The sequence below is a fragment of the Streptomyces sp. NPDC059567 genome, assembly GCF_042735655.1.
GTDB lineage: Bacteria > Actinomycetota > Actinomycetes > Streptomycetales > Streptomycetaceae > Streptomyces.
Map to the genome: position 1 here is coordinate 48,365 of NZ_JBHWBS010000021.1, position 22,889 is coordinate 71,253.

Sequence of the window (22,889 nt, forward strand, 5' to 3'; positions counted from 1 at the left end):
CCCTCGCACGCCCCCGCACTCTCCACCCACGCCCCACCCATACGTGACCGATTCGCAACCGATTCCCCTCTTGACCGAGACCCAACAAGTGAGCATCTCGTTACGCTCAGCATTCATGGCCAACACCCCCCGTTCCAGACCCGACCACCCCGTCTACGTCATCGGCGGCGGACCCGGCGGACTCGCCGTCGCCGCCGCCCTGCGCGCGCAGGGCGTACGGGCCGTCGTCCTGGAGAAGTCCGAGGCCGTCGGCGCCTCGTGGCGGGCGCACTACGACCGTCTGCGGCTGCACACCACCCGCCGCCTCTCCGCGCTTCCCGGACTACCGATCCCCCGTTCCTTCGGACGCTGGGTCGCGCGCGCGGACGTCGTGCGGTACCTGGAGAAGTACGCCGAGTTCCACGAGCTGGAGATCGTGACCGGCGTCGAGGTCTCCCGCGTCGAGCGCGTCGGCGAGGACTGGCTGCTGCACGCGACCGGCGGCAGGCAGCTGACCGGCCGGGCCGTCGTCGTCGCCACCGGGTACAACCACACCCCGCGCCTGCCCGAGTGGCCGGGACGGGACGCGTACCGCGGCGAGCTGATCCACGCGAGCGCCTACCGGAACCCGCGGCCGTACGAGGGCAAGGACGTCCTCGTCGTCGGCGCCGGGAACACCGGGGCCGAGATCGCGGCCGACCTCGTCGAGGGCGGGGCGGCGCGAGTGCGGCTCGCGGTGCGCACCGTGCCGCACATCGTGCGGCGCTCCACGGCCGGGTGGCCGGCGCAGCGCACCGGCATCCTGGTGCGCCGCCTGCCGGTGCGCCTGGTCGACAAGGTGGGCGAGCTGATGGGCCGCGTCTCCATACCGGACCTGTCGGAGCAGGGGCTGCCCCGGCCGGACACGGGGCTCTACTCGCGGCTGCGCGAAGGGGCCGTCCCGGTGCAGGACGTGGGCCTGATCGACGCCGTACGGAAGGGGAAGGTGGAGGTCGTCGGCGCGGTCGACTCCTTCGACGGCGACAAGGTCCTCCTCGCGGACGGCTCCGCGATCACCCCGGACGCCGTGATCGCGGCGACCGGCTACCGGCGGGCCCTGGAGCCGCTCGTGGGACATCTCGGCGTCCTCGACGAGCGCGGGCGGCCCGCGACACGGGGCGCGCGGGCTCCGCGCGAGGCGGCGGGGCTGTACTTCACGGGGTTCACGAACCCGATCAGCGGCATGTTCCGGGAGATGGCGATCGACGCGGAGAAGATCGCCCGCGTGATCCGGAAGTCGGCCGGCCGGACGGTGACCGGCGACCCGGGGGCGCCCACGCGGTGATCTCCGCCGCCGAGTCGGCGGAACCGCGGGCGCCTCGCTCGGTCGGTGACCTCCGCCGCCGAGCCGGCGGACCCGGGGGCACCCGCTCGGTGACCTCCACCGCCGAGCCGACGACCCCGCGGGCGCCCACACGGTGATCTTCGCCGCCGAGCCGACGACCCCGCGGGCGCCCCGCTCGGTGACCTCCGCCGCCGCCCCTCCGCTCATTGGCTCTGTCGCAGTCATTCCTGACTGAGCGTCAGTTCTGTAATCTGACTGAGTGTCAGGTGACACGTCGCGGCACGACGACGAGCGGGAGAGTGGGCGGAACGATGCTTGGATCGACTCACGGCACCTTCACCACCGATCTCCGCGCCCGCGTGGTCGCCTGCGGGGAGCACTCCGGGACGCCCGGGATCGCCGTGCACGGCGTCACCGCCGTGGACGGCGACCGGGACGTCAGCGGGCGGCCCCTGCACGCCCCCGTGCCCGACCTCGACCGGTTCTTCCGGCCCGGGTCCGTCGCCGTCGTCGGGGCCTCCGACGCCGAGGGGCGGCCCAACACCGGCATCACGCGGCAGCTCATCGCCTGGGCCGAGCGGGTCGGCGCCCGCCTCGTGCCGGTGCACCCCACCCGTACCAGCGTCTTCGGGATCGACTGCGTGCCCTCGGTCGGCGCGCTCGACGAGCCCGTCGACCTCGCCGTCCTGCTCGTCGCGGACCCGCTGCCCGTCATCGAGGAACTGGCCAAGGCCAAGGTGAAGTTCGCCGTCGCCTTCGCCTCGGGCTTCGCCGAGACCGGCGACGAGGGCGCCGCCGCGCAGGAACGTCTCACCGAAGCCGTACGACGCTCCGGGATCCGCCTGCTCGGTCCGAACACCAACCTCAACGCCTTCGAGCGCTTCCGCGACGACCTCGACGGGCCGGCGATCGCGCTCATCACGCAGTCGGGCCACCAGGGGCGACCCGTGCACACCCTCCAGGAGCTGGGGGTACGGCTCTCCCACTGGGCGCCCACCGGCAACGAGGCCGACCTGGAGACCGCCGACTTCATCTCGTACTTCGCGACCCGCCCCGAGGTCGGCGCCATCGCCTGTTACGTCGAGGGGCTCAAGGACGGGCGCTCCTTCCTCCTCGCCGCCGACCGCGCCGCCCGCCAGGGCGTGCCGGTCGTCGCGGTGAAGGTCGGGCGGACCGAGACCGGGGCGCGGATGGCCGCCTCGCACACCGGCAAGCTCACCGGCGCGGACCAGGTCGTCGACGCGGCGATGCGGCAGTTCGGGGTCATCCGGGTCGACGGGCTCGACGAACTCCAGGACACCGCGGCCCTGCTGGCCCGGGCCCGCAAACCGGTCGCCGACGGTGTCGTCGTCTACTCGATCTCCGGCGGCACCGGCGCCCACTTCTCCGACCTCGCCACGGCCGCCGGGCTGCGCCTGCCGACCCTCCCGCAGGCCAAGCAGGACGAGCTGCACCAGTGGATACCGCCGTATCTGAACGTCGCCAACCCGGTCGACAACGGCGGGCATCCGGTGGGCGACTGGCGCGGGCGGAAGATCATCGACGCGATCCTCGCCGACCCGTCCGTCGGGGTGCTGATATGTCCCATCACGGGCCCCTTCCCGCCGATGAGCGACAAGCTCGCGCAGGACCTGGTCGACGCGGCCGAGGCCACCGACAAGCTGGTGTGCGTGGTGTGGGGTTCGCCGGTCGGGACCGAGGCCGCCTACCGCGAGACCCTGCTCGGATCCTCGCGCGTCGCCACCTTCCGTACGTTCTCCAACTGCATCGGGGCCGTGAAGGCCTATCTCGACCACCACCGCTTCACCGCCGGCTACCGCTCCCCCTTCGACGAGGCCCCGCGCACGCCGTCCCCCTCCTTCCGCAAGGCGCAGGCCCTGATGCGGCCGGGCCGGCAACTGAGCGAGCACGCGGCGAAGCAGCTGCTGCGGGCGTACGGGATCCGGGTGCCGCGCGAGCAACTGGTGACGAGCGCCGCGGCTGCCGTCCGGGCCGCCGGGCTCGTCGGCTACCCGGTGGTGATGAAGGCGTCCGGCGCGCAGCTGGCCCACAAGACGGAGCTGGGTCTGGTGAAGGTCGGGCTGACCTCGGCCAGCCAGGTCAGGGACGCGTACCGCGAGCTCACCGACATCGCGCGCTACGAGGGCGTCGACCTCGACGGGATCCTGGTCTGCCAGATGGTGGGGCGCGGGGTCGAGATGGTGGTGGGCGTGACGCGCGACCCGCTCTTCGGGCCGACAGTCACGGTGGGCCTGGGCGGCGTGCTGGTCGAGGTCCTGAACGACGCGGCGGTGCGCGTGCCGCCGTTCGGCGAGGACCAGGCGAGGGAGATGCTCGGCGAACTGCGCGGGCAGGCCCTGCTGAAGGGCGTGCGCGGCGCTCCGCCGGCGGACGTGGACGCGCTGGTGGAGGTCGTGCTGCGGGTGCAGCGGATGGCCCTGGAACTGGACGGCGACCTCGCCGAACTGGACATCAACCCGCTGATGGTGCTGCCACGGGGGCAGGGCGCGGTGGCGCTCGACGCGCTCGCGGTCTGCCGATAGGAGCTCTGGTGGAAGACCTGCTGCACTCCGTCGAGAACGGGGTCTCGTGGATCACGCTCAACCGGCCCGAGGCGATGAACGCCGTCACCTGGGACCAGCGCGAGCGGATCATCGCGTTCCTCGGGGAGGCCTCGGCCGACCCGGACGTACGGGCGGTGGTGCTGACGGCGACCGGGCGGGGCTTCTGCGCGGGCGCGGACCTGCGGGGCGCCCCGTCGTCGGGCGAGAGGGTCCCCGGGGATGTGGCACGGACCATCCGGCTGGGGGCCCAACGGTTCATCGGGGCGGTCATGGACTGCGAGAAGCCGGTGATCGCGGCGGTGAACGGCACGGCGGCCGGGATCGGCGCCCATCTGGCGTTCGCCTGCGACCTCGTGCTCGCGGCGGAGCCGGCGAAGTTCATCGAGGTGTTCGTACGGCGTGGCTTGGTGCCGGACGGGGGCGGGGCGTATCTGCTGCCCCGGCTGATCGGCCCGCAGCGCGCGAAGGAGCTGATGTTCTTCGGCGACGCGGTGACGGCCCACGACGCCCGGGAGCTGGGCCTGGTGAACCGGGTGGTCCCGGCGGAGGAGCTGGAGAAGACCGCCCGGGAGTGGGCCGAGCGGCTGGCCCAGGGCCCGACGCGGGCGCTTGCGCTCACCAAGCAACTGGTGAACGCCTCGCTGGACGCGGACCGTTCCACCGCGTTCGCGGCGGAGGCGGCCGCGCAGGAGATCAATATGACGACGCGGGACGCGAACGAAGGCGTGGCGAGCTTCGTGGAGCGGCGCACGCCCCGGTACGAGGGGCGGTAGCCCTCTCGCCTGCTGGTATCTCTGTCGCCGCTGTCGTACCGGAGCCGTAGGGTGTGACGCGCATATGCCAGAGATACCGCTCCGGGGGGAACGGAATGCCCAACTTCGCGCGCACGCGTGAGAGATCCAGATCCACGGTGCCGCCGGCACCCGTCCTGCTCGTCCTCGCCCTGCTGACCGCCCTGCTCGTGCCGGTGCTGCCCACCGGGCTCGGCGATGTCGCGGTCGCGGGGGGGGGGGGGGGGGGGGGGCGCGGCCCGCCCCCCCCCCCGACCGCAGAGCCCACGCCCACCGCAGAGCCCACGCCGACGGCGGAGCCGACGCCGAACCCGGAGCCGACGGCGGAGCCCACGCCGGACCCCGAGCCGACGCCCACCGGCGACGTGTGTGCGCCGCTCACCCTCGCCCCGCTGGGCGGCGACCCGGGCGACGCCGTCGTCCGTGCCACGATCGCGGCCGACGCCTCCGCCTGCTTCACCTTCTCCGTCGAGAAGCCCGGGATGCACCGCGTGCTCCTGACCGGCCTCCAGGACTCGTACATCGACGTGTCGACCGGTGAGACCGAGGTGGACTGCTGGAGCCACTTCTACGGCGTCGACGGCTGGTGCGACCTCGCGGCCGGCACCCACACGCTGAAGATCGTCAACGCCGGCTGGGAGACCCGCGAGGCCCAGGCCGCCATCGTCCCCCTGGTACCGTCCGCGAACTGCCCCGACACGGGCGGCACCGGGTACGACACCGCACCGCTGACCGGCACCGCCGTCAGCCGGCTCGGGATCGTCTGCCGCAGCTTCGCCGCGAACGCCGGTGACCGGATCACCAGCGACTTCCGGCTCGAGAAGTACGGCCAGGCCGTCCACTGGATCACCGACGACAGCGGCCAGCGCATCTGCCCCCGCTGGAACGAGGACGACAGCGACGGCTGTGTCCTGCCCGCCGGGAACGGCGGCTACCGGATGCTGGCCGAGGTCCGGGACGTCGAGGACGGTTTCCCCGCCGCGTACAGCCTGAAGATCCGTCGCCTGTCCACTCCGGCGGGCTGCGCCTCCGTGCCCGTCAACGCCTACGGCTCCGCGCCCACCCAGGTCTCCCCGCAGACCGAGTGCAGGACGTTCACGCCGGCCACGACCGGCCGGTACGACGTCCACGGCGTCTCGGAGTCCGGCGAGCGCACCGCGCTGAAGGTGTACGCGGCCGACGGCACGACGGCCTGCGCGGCGGGATCGGCCTGCACACTGACCGAGGGCACCGCCTACACCCTGATCACGGCCGGCGCCGTGCTCGTCCTGGACCGGTCCTCGTCCGCCGGCTGCACGTCCGACGTCCCGCTCGCGCAGACCTTCACCGGCTCGTTCGGCGCTGCCGGTGAGGTCGACTGCCTGAACCTGCCGGTGCCGCAGGGCGCCCACGTGGCAGTCATGACCAGGTACAGGATCGGTTCGCCGGATCCGGCCGTCACGATCGTCGACGCCACGGGCACCGAGTTCTGCCACGAACAGCAGCTCATGGAAGGCACCTGCGCCCTGGGCGGCACCGCCCCCTACCGCGCGCTGGTCTCCAACGAGGAGACGGTCCCGGCTACCGGTGACTACCAGCTCGTCGTCCACCGCACGGACGTGGCGAGCAGCTGTCAGACCTTCCTGGCAGGCGACTTCACGGCCTCCCCCGCCCGGACGAGCCTGAAGACGGGCGACGGGGTCTTCGCGCACTGCCTCGCCATCCCGGCGGACTCCCACTCCACGCGCGAGATCCTCCAGATCCAGGGGCTGTCCCACACCTCCCGTGCCGAGGTCAGCGTCCTCGACGCGACCGGCAAGCAGATCTGCACCGTCCGGTCCTACTACGGCACCTGGAACACCTGCGAGCTCACCCCCGAGCTCGCACACACCGTCCTCTTCCGGGGCCGGGACGTGCCTGACGAGTTCGCCCTGATCCGACGCGACGTCACCGCCGCCGCGCGCGGCTGTGCGGCGACGCCGGCCACGCCGGTCGGCGGCCCGTCGACCGGGGGCACACCGCTCGCCCCAGGCACCTTCCTGTGCCACCAGGTGACCACGGGCGACGCCGAGGACACCCTGCACCTGAACGTCCGGGACGCGCTGGGCACGGCGCGAGCCGTCGTGTACGGCGCGGACGGCGAGGCCGTCTGCGACTTCTTCGCGTCCGGATGCGCCGCCACCGGCTCCACCCGGTACCAGACCCTCGTGATGGTCCCGGAGGGCAAGCCCGCCGCCGACTCGTACCGTCTGGACGCCCTGCGCATCGGCACGGCCGCGGGGCCCGCGCCCGAGTGCGTCAAGGTCGCGAACGTCAGCTACGGCTTCGGGCCGCTGACGGGCGCCCTGACCGAGCAGAAGACCGCGGTGTGCGCCGTCCTGCCGACCGCCTCCGGCGACCGGATCGACCTGAAGATCACGCCCACGACGACCTTCGAGCAGACGGTCACCCCCTGGCTGTACGACCACGCGAGCCGTAGGAACGGCTGCATGGGGTTCGCCTCCAGTGAGGGCCACCGCTACGAGTGCGCGGTCGCGTATGCCTACCCCCGTGTGTCCAGCCCCACCACGCTCGTCATCGGGCTGCCCGAGAAGGCGTCGCAGGCGGACTTCCGCGCGGACGGCGTCTGCCGGAGCCTCTGCGGCCTTGAGGAGCGGTCGATCGGGACCGTGACACCCGCGGCGGGTGTCTCCGGCACCAAGGTGACGGTCACGCTGACCGGGACCGCCCTGCACGAGAAGGACCAGATCGGGCTCTCCGGCAACGGCTTCTCCGTGCGGTCGACGACCGTGGCCGTGGCACCCGACCGCAAGAGCCTGACGGCGACCCTGGATCTGACGGGCGCGCCGGTCGGCTCGCTGTACATGAGCGTGTACGCGGTCAACGGCACGCAGTACTCCAAGGGTTCGTTCGACGTCCTCGCCCCCATCCGGTCCACCCTCGCACCGGCCCTCGCCGGCACGGTGGCGGTCGGCGCGGTGGTGACGGCCGGCAACGGCTCCTGGTCGGTGACACCGGACTCGTACGCGTACCAGTGGAAGGCGGACGGGGTCGCGATCGCGGGCGCCACGGCGTCCTCGTACACCCCGCCGGCCTCGCTGCTCGGCAAGAAGCTGTCGGTGGCGGTGACCGCCCACAAGGCCGGGCAGCCGGCCGTGACGGCTTCGAGCGCGGCCGTCGCCGTCGCCAAGGGTGTCGCGCCGAAGGCGGTGAAGGCACCGTCCCTGTCCGGCGGAACCCGCGTCGGGGTGAAGACCACGGCCGTGGTGGGCACCTGGTCTCCCGCGCCGACCTCGTTCACGTACCAGTGGCGGGCGAACGGCGTGGCCATCCCGGGGGCGACCGGGGCGAGTTACGTCTCCCCCGCGTCCGTCGTCGGGAAGAAGCTGTCGGTGACCGTGACGGCGCACCGCACCGGGCACCTGAGCGCGTCGGCCACGGCGGTGGCCTCCGCCGTGGCGAAGGGGTTCGCTCCCAGGGCGACGACGGCGCCGTACATCACGGGCACCGTGAAGGTCGGCCGCACCCTGACGCTGAACCGGGGTACGTGGACGCCGGCACCGACGTCGTACACGTATCAGTGGTACGCCAACGGGCGCCCGATCTCCGGCGCGACGCGGGCCACTCTGACGCTGACGAAGGCGCAGCGCGGGATGAAGATCGCCGTTCGGGTCGTCGCGTACCGGACCGGTCACGACTCGGGTGTCGTCTGGACCAGGTCGACGGCGGGTGTCGCGGCCTAGTCCGAATTCGCATCGGGGGACCCCGGGACAGGCCTGAGAAGGCCGGTCCCGGGGTCCTTGCGTGTGCGGGGTCTCGGGCAGGGTCTTGAGCGGGGACGAAGGGTTCCAATCTGACGGATCGTCAGCTTCAATGGACGGTGTGATGGGACACGCAGGGATGGCGGCCACCGCCGTCCGATACCTCAGGTCGGCCGGATCGCCCACGGCCGTCGAACCACTCCCCAGGCCACGGCTCCGGGCGGTACGAGAGGACGAGCGGCTGCCCGTCGACCCGGCCGAGTTCCGGCGCGTGCTCGGGCACTTCGCGAGCGGCGTCACCGTGGTGACCGCCCCCGGCCCCGACGGCCCGGCCGGCTTCGCCTGCCAGTCCTTCGCGTCGCTGTCCCTGGACCCGCCGCTGGTGGCCTTCATGGTCGCCCGTACGTCGACCACCTGGCCCCGCATCGCCCACGCCGGCGTCTTCTGCGTCAACATCCTGGGCGCGGACCAGGGGGAGTTGTGCCGGGGGTTCGCGAAGAGCGGGGCCGACAAGTTCGCGGGCGTGGGGTACGACTGCGCCCCGGTGACGGGCTCACCGCGCCTCACCGGCGCCCCGGCCTGGGTCGACTGCACGATCGCCACGGTCCACACGGGCGGCGACCATCTCATCGTGGTGGGGCGGGTCGAGGCCCTGGGCACCCGGGACGCGGACGGCGAGCCGTTGCTCTTCCACCGGGGACGGTTCGGCCGGTTCAGCGGCTAGGGTCTTTCGTTTGGATCAGGCCGGATCAGTGAGCGGGGTCTGGTGCCGTGGATCGCAAGGCGGAGGAGGGAGGCATGGCGGTGGGGGCACCTCCCGTGCCCGAAGGGCTACGGGGGACCATGCCGACCGACGACAACGCGGCGAGGTGCGGCACCAGGGCACGCGAGCCCGGCAAGATCCAAACGAGAGGCCCTAGGGCCGGAGCGGTAGCCGTCGAAGCAGCAGATGTACGGAGCCGTCGGCGTACGGGTCAGGCGGTCACCGCGTCCTTGCTGCCCGTGCCCTCCCGGCGGCGGATCACCAGGGCCATCAGGGCCGCCGCCGCGCACAGGGCGCCCGAGGCGTACCAGACCACGTCGTACGAGCCGAAGACGTCCCGCGCCACTCCGCCCGCGAAGGCGACCACCGCCGCGCCCACCTGGTGGGAGGCGAGGACCCAGCCGAAGACGATCGCGCTGTCCTCTCCGTAGTGCTCGCGGCACAGGGCGATCGTCGGCGGGACCGTGGCCACCCAGTCCAGACCGTAGAAGACGATGAAGAAGACCATCGGCGGGTGCACGGACGGCGCCAGGAGCATCGGCAGGAAGAGCAGCGAGATCCCGCGCAGCGCGTAGTACACGGCGAGCAGGCGCCGCGCCTCGAAGCGGTCGGTGAACCAGCCGGAGGCGATCGTGCCGACGACGTCGAAGACCCCGATGACGGCGAGCAGCGAGGCCGCCGCGGTGATCGGCATCCCGTGGTCGTGGGCGGCGGGCACGAAGTGGGTCCTGACCAGTCCGTTCGTCGAGGCGCCACAGATCGCGAAGGTGCCGGCCAGGAGCCAGAACGGGCCGGTCCGGGCCGCCTTGAGCAGGACGGTCACGGCCCGTCGGGCCGCACCCGTGACCGGGGCGGGCTTCGGCGCGAACGTGCCGCCGTACGGCGCGAGACCCACGTCCGCCGGGTGGTCGCGCAGCAGCAGCCAGACGAAGGGGACGATCACGAGGGCGGAGAGGGCGACGGTCACCGAGCCCGGGCGCCAGCCGTGGTTCTCGACCAGCCAGGACAGCAGCGGCAGGAAGACCAGCTGGCCCGAGGCGCCGGCCGCCGTGAGGATGCCGGTGACAAGACCGCGCCGGGCGACGAACCACCGGTTCGTGACCGTCGCCGCGAACGCCAGCGCCATCGTGCCGCTGCCGAGGCCGACGAGGATTCCCCAGTACAGGACGAGCTGCCAGGACGCCGTCATCCAGACGGTCAGCAGGGACCCGAGCGCGATCACGCTGAGCGCGACGGCGACGACCCGGCGGATGCCGAACCGGTCCATCAGGGCCGCGGCGAACGGCGCCGTGAGGCCGTACAGCGCGAGGTTCACCGACACCGCGAAGCCGATCGTGCCGCGCGACCAGTCGAACTCGCCGTGCAGCGGCTCGATCAGCAGGCCGGGCAGCGAGGCGAAGCCGGCGGCGCCGATGATCGTGACGAAGGTGACCGCCGCGACGAACCAGGCGCGGTGGACACGGGGGGTGCGAGAGGAGTGCCTGCCGACGGGTGCGGGGGTCTCGGTTGTCTGGGTCACGTCACACAGCATCGTGATCGGGGACCACGCCCACCACTGGCCCGGATGACAGCTTTCACAAGGATCGGGCCACGGTCGGCTCCGATCCCGGAGGGACCGGGCCATCGGGCCACGGTCCGCTCCGAGCCCGTCTCCGGGGCTACACCCGCGGCAGCGTCCTGATCGGCCGCACCACGAGCAGTGCCACCACCACCAGCACCGCGATCCCGGCCCCCGCCAGCAGGACCTCCTCCGTGCCGACGGCCTCCGCCACCGGGCCCGCCAGCGCCCGGCCCGCCGCCATCATCAGGAGCGAGCCGGCCACCTCGTACGCGTGCATCCGGTTCAGCGCGTCCTGCGGCACATGCGTCTGCACCGACGTCGACCACATCACCAGCCAGAACGCGAACGCCGCCCCGCCCAGGAACTGCCCCGCCCCGAGCAGCGCGACGGGCGCTCCCGAGCCGAGCAGGACGAGGTTCACCGGGAGGCCGAGCAGGGCGACCGCGCCGGCCGCGAGCGGGCGGCGGGGCCGCAGCCGCAGGGCGAGGAGCCCGCCGGCGGCGTTGCCCGCGCCGGCGACGGCCATCAGCACGCCGTACGTGGCCGAGCCGTGGTCCCCGGTCACCAGGGTCGCGGTCAGCGGCACCATCGGCCCCGCGACCGTGAACCCGTACACCGTCCAGATCGCGATCACGCCCCACAGCCAGGTCCTCGCCGTGAACTCCCGCCAGCCGACGACCATCTCGGCCCGCAGCGAGCCGCGTCGCACCGAGTCGAAGGGGGCTGCGGGGAGCCGCATCAGGGTGAGGCAGACCGCGCTGACGGCGAACGTCGCGCCGTTGAGGCCGAAGGCGGCGCCCGCGCCGCCGGTGAGCGCGACGAGGACTCCGGCGGCGGCCGGACCCGCCATCGTCATCAGCGACTCGACGACCCGCAGGACGGCGTTGGCGCGCTGCACGTCGGGGGCGATGCGCGGGATCGTGGAGGCGACGCCCGGCTGGAAGAGCGCGGCGCCGATGCCACTGACGGCACTGAGCGCGTACACCGCCCAGAGGGGCGGGCCGCCGACGCTGAAGGAGACGGCGAGGACGGCCGCGCCGGGCAGCCGCACCAGATCGGCGAGGATCATCATCCGGCGGGCGGTGAACCGGTCCGCGAGGACCCCGCCGACGACGACGAACAGGGCGAAGGGGCCGATCCAGGCACCCAGCGCGTAGCCGACGGAGGAGCCGGGGTGCCCGGCGCCGAGCAGACCGGCGGCGAGGGCGACGGGCACCATGCCCTCGCCGAAGACGGCGGCGGCCCGGGCCACGAAGAAGAGCCGGAAGTTACGGTTCCAGAGGGCCGGAGCCGCAGCGCCGACGGGTCCGGGAATGCGCTCCCGGCCCTCGGACTTGTACGAGTACTGCTCCGCTCGTCCGTCCACCGGTATGTCCGCTCGTCTGTCCGCCTGCTCGTCCGTCGTCACGGACCCGACTTCTAGCAGCAAGTGGTCTGGACCACAAAGGATTTTCTCGTGCCGCACCGCATCGCCGTCCTCGCCCTGCCCGGCCTCCTCCCCTTCGAACTGGGCATTCCCCACCGGATCTTCGGCCGCGCCAAGGACGCCGAGGGCCGGCCGCTGTACGAGATCGTGACCTGCGCCCCGGTCGCCGGTCCGGTCCAGACGGACGCGGACTTCGCCGTGCAGGTGGAGCACGGCCCGGAGGCGCTCGCGACGGCGGACACGGTCGTCGTCCCCGCCTCGTACGAACTCGGTCCCGTCTACGACGAGGGCAGGCTGACCGACGAGCTGGCGGCCGCCCTCGCGCACATCCGGCCCGGGACCCGGCTGGTGTCCATCTGCACCGGCGGGTACGTGCTCGCCGCCGCCGGCTACCTCGACGGGCGGCCGGCCACCACGCACTGGGCCTCGGCCGAGCACTTCCAGCGGCTGTTCCCGAACGTACGGGTCGACGCGGACGTGCTGTTCGTCGACGACGGGGACGTGCTGACCTCGGCGGGCGTGGCCGCCGGGCTCGACCTGTGCCTGCACATCGTGCGCCGCGACCACGGGAGCGCCGTCGCCAACGAGGTGGCCCGCAGGACCGTCGTGCCGCCGCACCGGGACGGCGGGCAGGCTCAGTACATCGCCCGCCCGCTCCCGGAGGCGGGGACGGCGACCACGACGTCGGCGCGCGCCTGGGCGCTGGCCCGTCTGCACGAGCCGATCCAGCTGCGGGACCTGGCGGTACGGGAGTCGATGAGCGTACGGACGTTCACGCGCCGCTTCCGTGAGGAGGTCGGCATCAGCCCCGGCCAGTGGCTGACCCAGCAGCGGGTGGAGCGTGCCCGCCACCTCCTGGAGTCCACGGACCTGCCGGTCGACCAGGTGGCGAGGGACGCCGGCTTCGGCACGCCCCAGTCGCTGCGGTCCCACCTCCAGGCGGCGATCGGCGTGACCCCGACGGCGTACCGGCGCACGTTCCGCGCGGGGGCGGTGGGCTGAGGGTTCGCGGGGTCCGGGTCAGAAGGTGAGCACCCCCCGCGCGACGCGCCCCTGTTCGGCGTCCTCGGCGGCCTTGGCGAAGTCCTCCACCGGATAGGTCTCGGTGACGAGTTCGTCGAGGAGGAGGCGGCCCTGCCGGTACAGCTCGGCGTAGAGCGCGATGTCCTTCTGCGGGCGGGAGGAGCCGTAGCGGCAGCCGAGGATCGACTTGTCCAGGAACATCGCGGCCGGCGGGAAGCTCGCCTCGGCGGTGGGCGCGGTCATGCCGAGGAGGATCGCCTGGCCGTGCCGGTCGAGGAGGTCGATCGCGGTGCGGACGAGGCCGGTGTGGCCGACGCATTCGAAGACGTGGTCGGCGCCGGTGGGAAGGATGTCCCGTGCGCCGTCGGTCGAGGTCAGGAAGTGGGTGGCGCCGAAGAGCAGGGCGGTCCGCTCCTTGGCCGGGTTGGTGTCGACGGCGACGATCGTCGTCGCGCCGGCGATCCGGGCGCCCTGGAGGACGTTGAGGCCGATGCCGCCGGTGCCGATGACGACGACGGTCTCGCCGCGGTCGACCTTGGCGCGGTTGAGCACGGCGCCGACGCCGGTGAGGACGCCGCAGCCCATGAGGGCGGCGGCGGTGAGCGGGATGTCCTCGGGGATCTTCACGGCCTGGACGGCCTTGACGACGGTCCGCTCGGCGAAGGAGGAGTTGGAGGCGAACTGGAAGAGGGGGGTGCCGCCGCGGGAGAAGGGCTGCTTGGGCATCCCGATGGCCTTGCGGCACATGGTGGGCCGACCACGGTCGCAGTCGGCGCAGGCGCCGCAGTTGGCGAGCGTGGACAGCGCGACGTGGTCGCCCTCGGCGACATGGGTGACGCCGGGGCCCACCGCCTCGACGACGCCGGCGCCTTCGTGGCCGAGGACGACGGGGGCGGGGAAGGGGATCGTGCCGTCGATGACGGACAGATCACTGTGACAGAGGCCGGCGGCGCGGACGCCGACGAGGACCTCACCGGGCCCGGGATCCCGAACCACCAGGTCGTCGACGACCTGGACGTGCTTGCCATCGAAAACGACACCGCGCATGTACGTACTCCTTCGTCGCTCGAGTTGTGGGCCTGAGTTCCACCGGGGCGGCGCCTACCCGTTCGGCCTCGCTCCCTCCGACGCCGCTCTCGCCATCTCCTCCAGCCGTTCCAGCAGCGGCATCGGGTCCACCCCCACCGTCCCCGGGAGGAAGTCCGCGATGCGTTCCGGTGTCCACGCGCCGCCCTCCGCGTACCCCGCCCGCAGCTCCCTCGGCTGCGCCCAGACCGCGATCTTGGGGCCCGCGATCGTGTACACCTGGCCCGTGATCTTCTCCGCCCGTGCCCGCTCCGACAGGAGGTAGACCACCAGCGCCGCCACGTCCTCCGGCTCGCCGATCTCCTTCAGCTCCATCGGGACGTTCGCCGACATCCGCGTCCGCGCCACCGGCGCCACCGCGTTCGCCGTCACCCCGTACTTGTGCAGGCCCAGCGCCGCCGACCGCACCAGCGAGATGATCCCGCCCTTCGCCGCCGAGTAGTTCGCCTGCGCCACGGACCCCTGGTGGTTGCCGCTCGTGAAGCCGATCAGCGTCCCGCCGCCCTGCTTCCGCATCACCGCCGACGCCGCCCGGAAGACCGTGAACGTCCCCTTCAGGTGCGTCGCGACGACCGGGTCCCACTCCTCCTCGGACATGTTGAAGAGCATCCGCTCCCGCAGGATCCCCGCCACGCACACGACCCCGTCGATCCGGCCGTACTCCGCCAGCGCCACGTCCACGATCCGCTGGCCGCCCGCCATCGTCGAGATGTCGTCGGCGACGGCGACGGCCGAACCCCCCGCCGCCTCGATCTCCTTCACCACCGACAGCGCGACCTCCGACGTCGGCTCGCCGCCCTCGATGGAGACGCCGTAGTCGTTGACGACGACCTTCGCCCCCTCCGCCGCGCACGCGAGGGCGACCGCGCGACCGATCCCCCGCCCCGCGCCCGTCACGGCGACGACCTTGCCTGCCAAGAAGTTCCCCACGCCCGGCCCCTTCCCGCATTTCCTGACGGTCCGTTAGATTCGTTCGTCGACAGGATTCTACGGTCCGTCAGATGCAGGAAAACAAGACCCTGGAGGCCCCGATGTCAGTTCCCTCGCAGCTCCCCGTCGAATTCCACGACATCGCCAAGCGCGTCAACAACTGGGGGCGTTGGGGCCGGGACGACGAGATCGGGACCCTCAACCTGATCACCGACGACGTCGTACGGGACGCCGTCGCGACCGTCCGCTCCGGTCATCGCGTCCCCCTCGCCCTCGACCTCCGGCAGGACGGCGTCCAGACCGGCATGATCCCGGGCCGGGTCAACCCCCTCCATGTCATGGTCCAGGTCAACCAGGAGCTCTTCGGCCCCGGAACGGTCGCCACCAGCGACGACGCCGTGACGCTCGGCCTCCAGGCCGCCACCCACTGGGACGCCCTCACCCACGTCTCGCACTCCGGCAAGATCTACAACGGCCGCCCCGCCGCCACGATCACCCCGCACGGCCGCTCCGAGTTCAGCGGCATCCACACCGCCCGCCACATCGTCAGTCGTGGCGTCCTGCTCGACGTGGCCGCCGCCAAGGGCCTGGACCGGCTGCCCGGCGACCACGCCGTCACCCCCGAAGACCTCGACGAGGCCGCGGAATTCGGCCGCGTCACCGTCCGGGCCGGCGACATCGTGCTCGTACGGACCGGGCAGATGCAGCAGTACCTGGCCGGGGACAAGCATGCCTACGCCTTCCCCTCCCCCGGCCTCTCCATCCGTACGCCCGAGTGGTTCCACGCCCGCGACGTCGCCGCCGTCGCCAACGACACGCTCACCTTCGAGATCTTCCCGCCCGAGATCGAGAACCTCTGGCTGCCCGTCCACGCCCTCGACCTCGTCGAGATGGGGATGCTCCAGGGGCAGAACTGGAATCTGGAAAGTCTGTCCACAGCCTGTGCACAGAGGGAGCAGTACGCGTTCCTGCTCTCCGCGATGCCCGAGCCCTTCGTGGGCGGTACGGGCACACCGGTGGCCCCGGTCGCGATTCTCTGAACCGAAGGGTCGAGGGGCTCGAAGGATCCAGGGATCACAGAAGGAGGAGTTGTACGCGGGTGGCGGCGCACTCGCGCGCGCCCCGAGCACGGCACGGCCGCCGCCACCCTGGACACGACCCGCACTCGTCGAGGGCACCTTGGCGCGCCCTCGTCGTCCCCTCACGTCGAATCGCTCACCCCAGAGTGAACAAAACGCCACGAACCGTCAACAGTGCACCGAGGCCGTAGGGGTGGTGACCGCCGACTCCGACGGCACCTTCGGCGCCCCACGGTCCACTTCGCACCAGATGCTCTTGCCGGCGCCCTCACGCTGCCAGCCCCATCGGTCGGCCAGGCCGTCCACCAGCTCCAGGCCGCGCCCGTTGGTGTCCTCGCCCTGCGCGTGGCGCGGCAGCGGCGGCCGGTCGCTCGTGTCGGCGACCTCCACCCGTACCGTCCCGGCCTCCGGACAGCCCGCGCCGAACAGCATCCTCAGCACGGCCGGACAGCCTGTGTGCACCACGGCGTTGGTCACGAGTTCGGAGATGAGCAGCACCAGCGTCTCGGCCAGCGGCTCGTCATCCCCTATGCCCGATCCGGCGAGCCTCGAGCGCGCCCATCGCCGGGCACGCCCCACCTCCGCCGGGTCCGGCCCGACCTCCAACTGAACCTGAAGCACCTGCACCGCTCACACCATCCGAACCGGCGGACACATCGCCTCGCGCCTCACAGCCATCGACGTCCTCACGGACCGTGATTCCCTTGTGAGACAGCATGGTTGACGTACAGTCACCGCAACAAGCGCTTCGGGCATATTCCAGCGCGAAGGAGTACGCATGGTCCATACTGTGCGACGCACGCTGCGGGGAGTCGAACAGGAGGGCGCCCAGCCCCTCCACGGGGTGCGAACGGCGGGCATCGCCCGATCCGGAGCCGCCGCATCGGCGACACCGGGACGATCCGGGCCCACAAGCACTCGCATCCCACGGAGCGTACCGGAGCGGGACCCCGACTCCGGGCCGTGACGGACCGGCCGAAGGACACAACCCGATATCGACGCTGCGTGAGCGTCCGCCTACAACGCAGCCGCCTCCGCCTCCTCCGCCTGCGCCTTCGAGGGACCGCGCCGCGACCTCACCCAGGCCCGCTTCAGATGCAGATGCACATCGGCCTCCCAGGTGAACCCCATTCCGCCGTGCACCTGAAGACAGTCCCGCGCGCAGTCGACCGCCGCCTCGTCGGCGAGCAACTTCGCCCCGGCGATCTCGACGGGGTCGCCGGTGACAGCGGCCGCGTAGACGGCGGCCCGGGCGACCTCGGTCCGCACGAGCATCTGCGCACAGAGATGCTTCACGGCCTGGAACGACCCGATCGCCTGCCCGAACTGCTCCCGGGTTCGGGCATACGAGACGGCCATCTCGGTGGTGCGGGCAGCACTCCCGAGCTGCTCGGCAGCGGTGAGCAACCCCGCCACCCCCGTTGTGGCCATACGTTCCGCTGGGGCGGAACCGCTGGGCACGACGGAACGGCGCCCTGGCGGGCGCGTTCCGCTCATGTCCCCCGCAACCACGGCGGCCGGCAACCGATGCAACGGCGTCAGCGGATCGACGGACCGCACGGGTACGGCTCCCCCAGCGTCGCCGAGAACCACGTCCGCCTCGTCCAGCCACTCGACCAGCCCGCCGTCGGCGGCAGCGACGACAACCTCCCCCTCCGCAGCCCCCTCGACCACCCCAGCCGCCACATGTGTCGCCACCAACGGCCCCGGCAACAACGCCCTCCCCGCCTCCTCGAAGACGAGCACCGCCTCCGGCAGCCCCAGCCCCACGCCCCCTTCCCCCTCCGGCACCCGCAGCGCGAAGAACCCGGCGGCCCCCAGCTCCCGCCACAGGCCACGGTCGAGCGTGCCGCGCTCGACGGAGGCCCTCAGCGCGTCCCGGTCGAAGCGCCCCGCGAGCAGCTCCCGTACCCCCGCCTTCAACGCCTTCTGGTCGTCCGTCAGCCGGAAGTCCACGACACCACCCCTCACCGCCCCTTCGGCAGGCCGAGTATCCGCTCGGCGACGATGTTCGCCTGGATCTGACTGGTCCCGGCGGCGATCGTGTACGAGAGCGAGGACAGCCGGTCCAGGTTCCACTCGCGCCCGAGGTCGAGCGCGTCCGGGCCGAGGACGGCGGCCGCCGTGTCGTACAGCTCCTGCCGCGCATGCGAGTAACGGAGCTTGAAGACCGAGCCGCCGATCCCCGGCACCCCGCCCGACGCCTCCGCCTCGCTGACGTTCCACTGGGTGAGCCGCCACAGCGCCCGGAACTCGGCGCTCAGCCGGCCGAGCCCGCGCCGGATCACCGGGTCGTCCCATGTGCCGTTCTCCCGCGCCGCCCGCGCGAGTTCGGCGAGCACACGCCGGCATGCGACGACCTCGCCGACGAAGGCCGTTCCGCGCTCGAAGGAGAGCGTCACCATCGTCACGCGCCAGCCGTCGTTCTCCTCGCCGACCCGGTTGGCGACGGGCACCCGGACCTCGTCGAGGAACATCTCGGCGAACTCCGTCGACCCGGCGAGGGTCCGCAGCGGCCGGACGGTGATCCCCGGCGCGTCCATGGGCATGGCGAGCCAGCTGATCCCCCGGTGCTTCGAGGCCGCCCCCGGGTCCGTCCGTACGAGCAGCTCGCACCAGTCGGCGACCTCGGCGTGCGAGGTCCAGATCTTGGAGCCGGTGACGACGTACGCGTCCCCGTCCCGGACCGCTCTCGTCCGCAGCGAGGCCAGGTCCGAGCCGGCGTCCGGCTCGCTGAAGCCCTGGCACCACACCTCGTCGCCGCGCAGCACCGGCGGCAGCCACCGCTCCCGCTGTTCGGGCGTGCCCTCGGCGGCGATCGTCGGCCCGGCGTGCAGCAGTCCGACGAAGTTGGCGCCGACGTAGGGCGCCCCGGCCCGCTCGGTCTCCTCCAGGAAGATGAGCCGCTGGGTCGGGGAGGCGTCCCAGTGGACGTCCGCGTATCCGGCGTCGTACAGCGCCCGCTGCCAGCCGCAGTCGTAGGCGCGCCGCCCCGGCCAGTCCAGCGGGTCGGGCTTCGGCGGCAGCGCGGGCAGCGCCGTGGCCAGCCACTCCCGCAGCCGGGCCCGGAACTCCTCCTCCTTCTCGTCGTACGCGAGGTCCATCAGACGATGCCCAGGTCCAGCATGCGGATGGCGTTGCCGCGCATGAGCTTGTAGATCGTCTCGTCGTCGAGTCCCTTGACGTGGTCGAGGGCGACTTCCTTGGTGTGCGGGAAGGTGGAGTCGACGTGCGGGTAGTCGGTCTCGAAGGTGGCGTTGTCCCGGCCGACGACGTCGAGCGAGGCGATGCCGTGCTTGTCGCGGAAGAAGCAGCAGAAGATCTGCCGGTAGTAGTACGTCGACGGGGGCTCGGGGATGAGGTCCCGCACCCCGCCCCAGGCGCGGTGCTCCTCCCACACGTCGTCCGCGCGTTCCAGGGCGTACGGGATCCAGCCCATCTGGCCCTCGCTGTACGCCAGCTTCAGCCTGGGGAACTTGACCAGGACGCCGCTGAAGAGGAAGTCCATCATCGAGGCCATCGCGTTGTTGAAGCTGAGCGAGGCCTGGACGGCGGGCGGGGCGTCGGGCGAGGCGGCGGGCATCTGGCTGCTGGAACCGATGTGCATGTTGACGACCGTGCCGGTCTCCTGGCAGACCGCGAAGAACGGGTCCCAGTAGCCGGAGTGGATCGACGGGAGCCCCAGATAGGTCGGGATCTCCGAGAAGGTCACGGCCTTGACGCCGCGGGCGGCGTTGCGGCGGATCTCGGCGACGGCGAGGTCGATGTCCCAGAGCGGGATGATGCAGAGCGGGATGAGCCGGCCGCCGCTGTCGCCGCACCACTCCTCGACCATCCAGTCGTTGTAGGCGCGGACGCAGGCGAGGGCGACCTCCTTGTCCTTGGCCTCGGCGAAGGTCTGGCCGCAGAACCGCGGGAAGGTGGGGAAGCAGAGGGACGCCTCGACGTGGTTGAGGTCCATGTCCTTGAGCCGCTCGACGGGGTCCCAGCAGCCGCGCCGCATCTCCTCGCGGGTGATGCCCTCCAGGGTCATCTCGTCGCGGTCGAAGCCGACGGCGGCGATGTTGCGCTTGTACGGGAACTTGAGGTCCTCGTAGATCCACCAGTCGGTCGGCGGCCCGTCCGGGTCCATCGTGATCTGGTACTTCCCGCCGACATAGGCGAGCTCCCCGATCCCGGCGGTCAACGGCTGGGGCCCACGGTCGCGGTACTTGGCCGGGAGCCAGGTCTCGAAGAGGTGGGCCGGCTCGATCACATGGTCGTCGACGCTGATGATCCGCGGAAGTTCCGTCATGAGACCCTCTCCCATTCCCGCATTTTTCTGATGACCCGTCAGATACTGATCGGTCTCAGGCTAGCCCCCGACCCCTGGACCGACAAGCAGCGGGCCTCTACGCTCTCCAGGCAATCTGACTGACCGTCAGTTGGGGGCGGAGAGGGGATCGTCGTGACCGACACCGCACACACCCTGGGCACCTCCCGCACCCTCTGGGAGCTCGTCGAGCGGCGGGCCGGCCTCACGCCCGGGCGGCCCGTCCTCCTCCAGGGGGACCGGAGCCTCACCTTCGGGGAGCTGTGCGAGCGCGCCGAGCGGTGCGCCGCGGGGCTGTACGGGATGGGGGTGCGGCCCGGGACGGTCGTGGCCTGGCAGCTGCCCACCCGGATCGAGACCGCCGTCCTCTCCTTCGCGCTGGCCCGCATCGGAGCCGTACAGTCCCCGGTCATCCCCTTCTACCGGGACCGCGAGGTCGGCTTCGCGCTGCGCGAGTCCAAGGCCGACTTCTTCGCCGTGCCCGGGGTGTGGCGCGGCTTCGACCACACGGAGATGGCGCGGCGGCTCGGGGCGCGCGGGATCTTCGAGGCGTACGACGACCTGCCGGACGGCGATCCGGCCGTCCTGCCGCCGCCCCCCGGGGCCGGCACCGACGTGCGGTGGATCTACTGGACCTCGGGGACGACCTCCGACCCCAAGGGCGTCCTGCACACCGACCGCTCACTCATCGCGGGCGGCTCCTGCCTCGCCCACGCGCTGCGTCTGAGCGAGGACGACATCGGCTCGATGGCCTTCCCGTACGCGCACATCGCCGGGCCCGACTACACGGTGATGCTGCTGCTCTACGGCTTCCCGGCGGTGATGTTCGAGCAGTTCGCGCTGCCCGAGGCGCTGGCGGAGTACCGCAGGCACGGTGTGACGGTGGCGGGCGGGTCGACCGCCTTCTACTCGATGTTCCTCGCCGAGCAGCGGAAACTGCCGCCCGGCGAGAAGCTGATCCCGAGCCTGCGGCTGCTCGCGGGCGGCGGGGCGCCCAAGCCGCCGGAGATCTATCACGCCGTCGTACGGGAGATGGGCTGCCAGCTCACGCACGGGTACGGGATGACCGAGGTCCCCATGATCACGATGGGTGCGCCGGACGACACGGCGGAGAACCTGGCGACGACGGAGGGCCGGCCGCCCGAGGGCATGGAGATACGGATATCCGAGGGCGGCGAGGTCCGGCTGCGCGGCGAGGCGGTCTGCCGGGGCTATCTGGACCCCGCGCAGTCGGCGGCCGCCTTCGACGAGGACGGCTTCCTGATCACGGGCGACGTGGGGCATGTGACCGCGAGCGGGCACCTCGTCCTCACGGGGCGGATCAAGGACATCATCATCCGCAAGGGCGAGAACATCTCGGCCAAGGAGATCGAGGACCTCCTGCACCGGCACCCGGCGGTCGGCGACGCGGCCGTCGTCGGCCTCCCCGATCCCGAGCGCGGCGAGCGGGTCTGCGCGGTGATCGAGCAGCCGCCGGGAGCCGAACCCCTGACCCTGGAGACGGTCACGGGCTTCCTGCGCGCGGAGGGCCTCTCCGTCCACAAGCTGCCGGAGCAGCTGGAGATCGTGGAGGCCCTGCCGCGCAACGAGACCCTGCGGAAGGTCCTCAAGTACAAGCTGCGCGAGCGCTACGCCGGGAGCCGGATCACTCCGTCATGAAGTAGTGGGCGAAGGCGGTCACCGCCGCCGCCTCGTCGACCTGGCCGGAGGCGAGGGTCGGCAGCGTCCGTACGCTCAGGGACGCCGGCGCCGCGTCGACACCGAGCGCCAGGAGGGCGCGCTCCACTTCGGCGGGGGTCGCGGCGATGGCGAGGACGGCGTGCAGGAAGGGCCGGGCGATCTCGGCGAAGCGCTCGGGGTGGTCGTGCAGCCGCTTCACCGCACCGCCGACGAACTCCTCGCGGCTGACCCGCTGGTCTCCGTCGACGTCGGCGATCCCGGCCATGCCCTGCCAGAAGGCCTCGGCGCCGTCGCACAGCGCCTGGCCCCGGTCGGAGCGGAACGACACCTCGAACTCGGTCAGGAGCCGTTTCGCCGCCGTGCTGAAGTCCTCGCGCGAGATCGTCCCGTCGCCGTCCTGGTCGAAGGCGGAGAAACGGCGGGCGATCCGGCGCTGGTAGAGCTGTCCGGGGTCCTGGTCCTGCGCGGGTTCCATGGGCTCCATGGGCGGAGCGTACGACGAAGGCGGCCCTCATGCCGAGAGGGACGGCCGTGTGGAACCGAGCCGCTACGCGGAGAGACGGCGCACGTCGTGGTTGGCGGGGCGGACCGTCTGGGCGGGCACGGCGGCGGTCTGTCCGACGAGGGAGTC

At 72.1% G+C, this 22,889-nt stretch carries 17 protein-coding genes; 8 read left to right on the plus strand and 9 right to left on the minus strand.

Annotation, left to right across the window (positions count from 1 at the left end):
* Positions 1-115 precede the first annotated feature (115 nt).
* From ACFVZW_RS12905 to ACFVZW_RS12925, 5 genes are all read left to right on the plus strand, one after another.
* The gene (locus ACFVZW_RS12905) at positions 116-1,303 is read left to right on the plus strand and encodes a flavin-containing monooxygenase (RefSeq protein WP_384520280.1); all 1,188 of its coding nucleotides are present in this window, start codon (positions 116-118) and stop codon (positions 1,301-1,303) included.
* Between the two features lie 311 nt (positions 1,304-1,614).
* Positions 1,615-3,846, plus strand: coding sequence for an acetate--CoA ligase family protein (locus ACFVZW_RS12910; RefSeq protein WP_384520282.1), 2,232 nt, complete (start codon positions 1,615-1,617; stop codon positions 3,844-3,846).
* Between the two features lie 74 nt (positions 3,847-3,920).
* Complete coding sequence (locus ACFVZW_RS12915) at positions 3,921-4,640, plus strand: enoyl-CoA hydratase/isomerase family protein (protein ID WP_384520344.1); 720 nt, start codon at positions 3,921-3,923, stop codon at positions 4,638-4,640.
* Positions 4,641-4,777: 137 nt separating this feature from the next.
* A complete protein-coding gene (locus tag ACFVZW_RS12920) occupies positions 4,778-8,380 on the plus strand; it encodes a hypothetical protein (protein WP_384520284.1) in 3,603 nt (1,200 codons plus the stop codon).
* A 142-nt stretch (positions 8,381-8,522) separates the two neighbouring features.
* On the plus strand, positions 8,523-9,122 hold the full coding sequence (locus ACFVZW_RS12925) for a flavin reductase family protein (RefSeq protein ID WP_384520286.1): 600 nt from the start codon (positions 8,523-8,525) through the stop codon (positions 9,120-9,122).
* Positions 9,123-9,372: 250 nt separating this feature from the next.
* Here ACFVZW_RS12925 and ACFVZW_RS12930 read toward each other — a convergent pair whose 3' ends face one another.
* Positions 9,373-10,692: an MFS transporter gene (locus ACFVZW_RS12930; protein WP_384520288.1), complete on the minus strand. Its 1,320-nt coding sequence runs from the start codon at positions 10,690-10,692 to the stop codon at positions 9,373-9,375.
* A gap of 127 nt (positions 10,693-10,819) precedes the next feature.
* The gene (locus tag ACFVZW_RS12935; RefSeq protein WP_384520346.1) at positions 10,820-12,037 is read right to left on the minus strand and encodes an MFS transporter; all 1,218 of its coding nucleotides are present in this window, start codon (positions 12,035-12,037) and stop codon (positions 10,820-10,822) included.
* 141 nt (positions 12,038-12,178) lie between these two features.
* On the opposite strand from ACFVZW_RS12935, the gene ACFVZW_RS12940 reads away from it, so the two are divergent.
* On the plus strand, positions 12,179-13,150 hold the full coding sequence (locus ACFVZW_RS12940) for a GlxA family transcriptional regulator (protein WP_384520290.1): 972 nt from the start codon (positions 12,179-12,181) through the stop codon (positions 13,148-13,150).
* A gap of 18 nt (positions 13,151-13,168) precedes the next feature.
* Here ACFVZW_RS12940 and ACFVZW_RS12945 read toward each other — a convergent pair whose 3' ends face one another.
* Together ACFVZW_RS12945 and ACFVZW_RS12950 are read right to left on the minus strand one after the other, a co-directional pair.
* Positions 13,169-14,218: a Zn-dependent alcohol dehydrogenase gene (locus ACFVZW_RS12945; RefSeq protein ID WP_384520292.1), complete on the minus strand. Its 1,050-nt coding sequence runs from the start codon at positions 14,216-14,218 to the stop codon at positions 13,169-13,171.
* Positions 14,219-14,272: 54 nt separating this feature from the next.
* Complete coding sequence (locus tag ACFVZW_RS12950) at positions 14,273-15,187, minus strand: SDR family NAD(P)-dependent oxidoreductase (protein WP_384520294.1); 915 nt, start codon at positions 15,185-15,187, stop codon at positions 14,273-14,275.
* A gap of 71 nt (positions 15,188-15,258) precedes the next feature.
* On the opposite strand from ACFVZW_RS12950, the gene ACFVZW_RS12955 reads away from it, so the two are divergent.
* Positions 15,259-16,227 carry a cyclase family protein gene (locus tag ACFVZW_RS12955; RefSeq protein ID WP_384520296.1) on the plus strand — a complete coding sequence of 323 codons (969 nt, stop codon included), beginning with the start codon at positions 15,259-15,261 and terminating at the stop codon, positions 16,225-16,227.
* Positions 16,228-16,434: 207 nt separating this feature from the next.
* Here the strand turns inward: ACFVZW_RS12955 and ACFVZW_RS12960 are convergent, their stop codons facing one another.
* The 4 genes from ACFVZW_RS12960 to ACFVZW_RS12975 form a co-directional block, all read right to left on the minus strand.
* Complete coding sequence (locus ACFVZW_RS12960) at positions 16,435-16,893, minus strand: ATP-binding protein (protein WP_384520298.1); 459 nt, start codon at positions 16,891-16,893, stop codon at positions 16,435-16,437.
* Between the two features lie 390 nt (positions 16,894-17,283).
* Positions 17,284-18,222: an acyl-CoA dehydrogenase family protein gene (locus ACFVZW_RS12965; protein ID WP_384520300.1), complete on the minus strand. Its 939-nt coding sequence runs from the start codon at positions 18,220-18,222 to the stop codon at positions 17,284-17,286.
* A gap of 11 nt (positions 18,223-18,233) precedes the next feature.
* Complete coding sequence (locus ACFVZW_RS12970) at positions 18,234-19,370, minus strand: acyl-CoA dehydrogenase (RefSeq protein ID WP_384520302.1); 1,137 nt, start codon at positions 19,368-19,370, stop codon at positions 18,234-18,236.
* A complete protein-coding gene (locus ACFVZW_RS12975; RefSeq protein WP_384520304.1) occupies positions 19,370-20,560 on the minus strand; it encodes an amidohydrolase family protein in 1,191 nt (396 codons plus the stop codon). Before ACFVZW_RS12975 ends, ACFVZW_RS12970 begins: the two co-directional genes overlap by 1 nt.
* Before the next feature lie 153 nt (positions 20,561-20,713).
* On the opposite strand from ACFVZW_RS12975, the gene ACFVZW_RS12980 reads away from it, so the two are divergent.
* Positions 20,714-22,237 (plus strand): class I adenylate-forming enzyme family protein, encoded by a 1,524-nt coding sequence (locus tag ACFVZW_RS12980; protein ID WP_384520306.1) that lies wholly within the window; start codon positions 20,714-20,716, stop codon positions 22,235-22,237.
* Here ACFVZW_RS12980 and ACFVZW_RS12985 read toward each other — a convergent pair.
* Positions 22,224-22,742, minus strand: a complete 519-nt coding sequence (locus tag ACFVZW_RS12985; protein ID WP_384520308.1) for an EF-hand domain-containing protein — start codon at positions 22,740-22,742, stop codon at positions 22,224-22,226. The two genes, ACFVZW_RS12980 and ACFVZW_RS12985, sit on opposite strands and share 14 nt — an antisense overlap.
* Between the last annotated feature and the right edge of the window lie 147 nt (positions 22,743-22,889).

Bases quoted from the DNA above. Each gene is read 5' to 3' on its own strand.
- ACFVZW_RS12905 (WP_384520280.1), top strand. From the start codon at position 116: ATGGCCAACACCCCCCGTTCCAGACCCGACCACCCCGTCTACGTCATC.
- ACFVZW_RS12910 (WP_384520282.1), top strand. From the start codon at position 1,615: ATGCTTGGATCGACTCACGGCACCTTCACCACCGATCTCCGCGCCCGC.
- ACFVZW_RS12915 (WP_384520344.1), top strand. From the start codon at position 3,921: ATGAACGCCGTCACCTGGGACCAGCGCGAGCGGATCATCGCGTTCCTC.
- ACFVZW_RS12925 (WP_384520286.1), top strand. From the start codon at position 8,523: ATGGGACACGCAGGGATGGCGGCCACCGCCGTCCGATACCTCAGGTCG.
- ACFVZW_RS12930 (WP_384520288.1), bottom strand. From the start codon at position 10,692: ATGCTGTGTGACGTGACCCAGACAACCGAGACCCCCGCACCCGTCGGC.
- ACFVZW_RS12945 (WP_384520292.1), bottom strand. From the start codon at position 14,218: ATGCGCGGTGTCGTTTTCGATGGCAAGCACGTCCAGGTCGTCGACGAC.
- ACFVZW_RS12955 (WP_384520296.1), top strand. From the start codon at position 15,259: ATGCAGGAAAACAAGACCCTGGAGGCCCCGATGTCAGTTCCCTCGCAG.
- ACFVZW_RS12970 (WP_384520302.1), bottom strand. From the start codon at position 19,370: ATGGACCTCGCGTACGACGAGAAGGAGGAGGAGTTCCGGGCCCGGCTG.
- ACFVZW_RS12975 (WP_384520304.1), bottom strand. From the start codon at position 20,560: ATGACGGAACTTCCGCGGATCATCAGCGTCGACGACCATGTGATCGAG.
- ACFVZW_RS12985 (WP_384520308.1), bottom strand. From the start codon at position 22,742: ATGGAGCCCATGGAACCCGCGCAGGACCAGGACCCCGGACAGCTCTAC.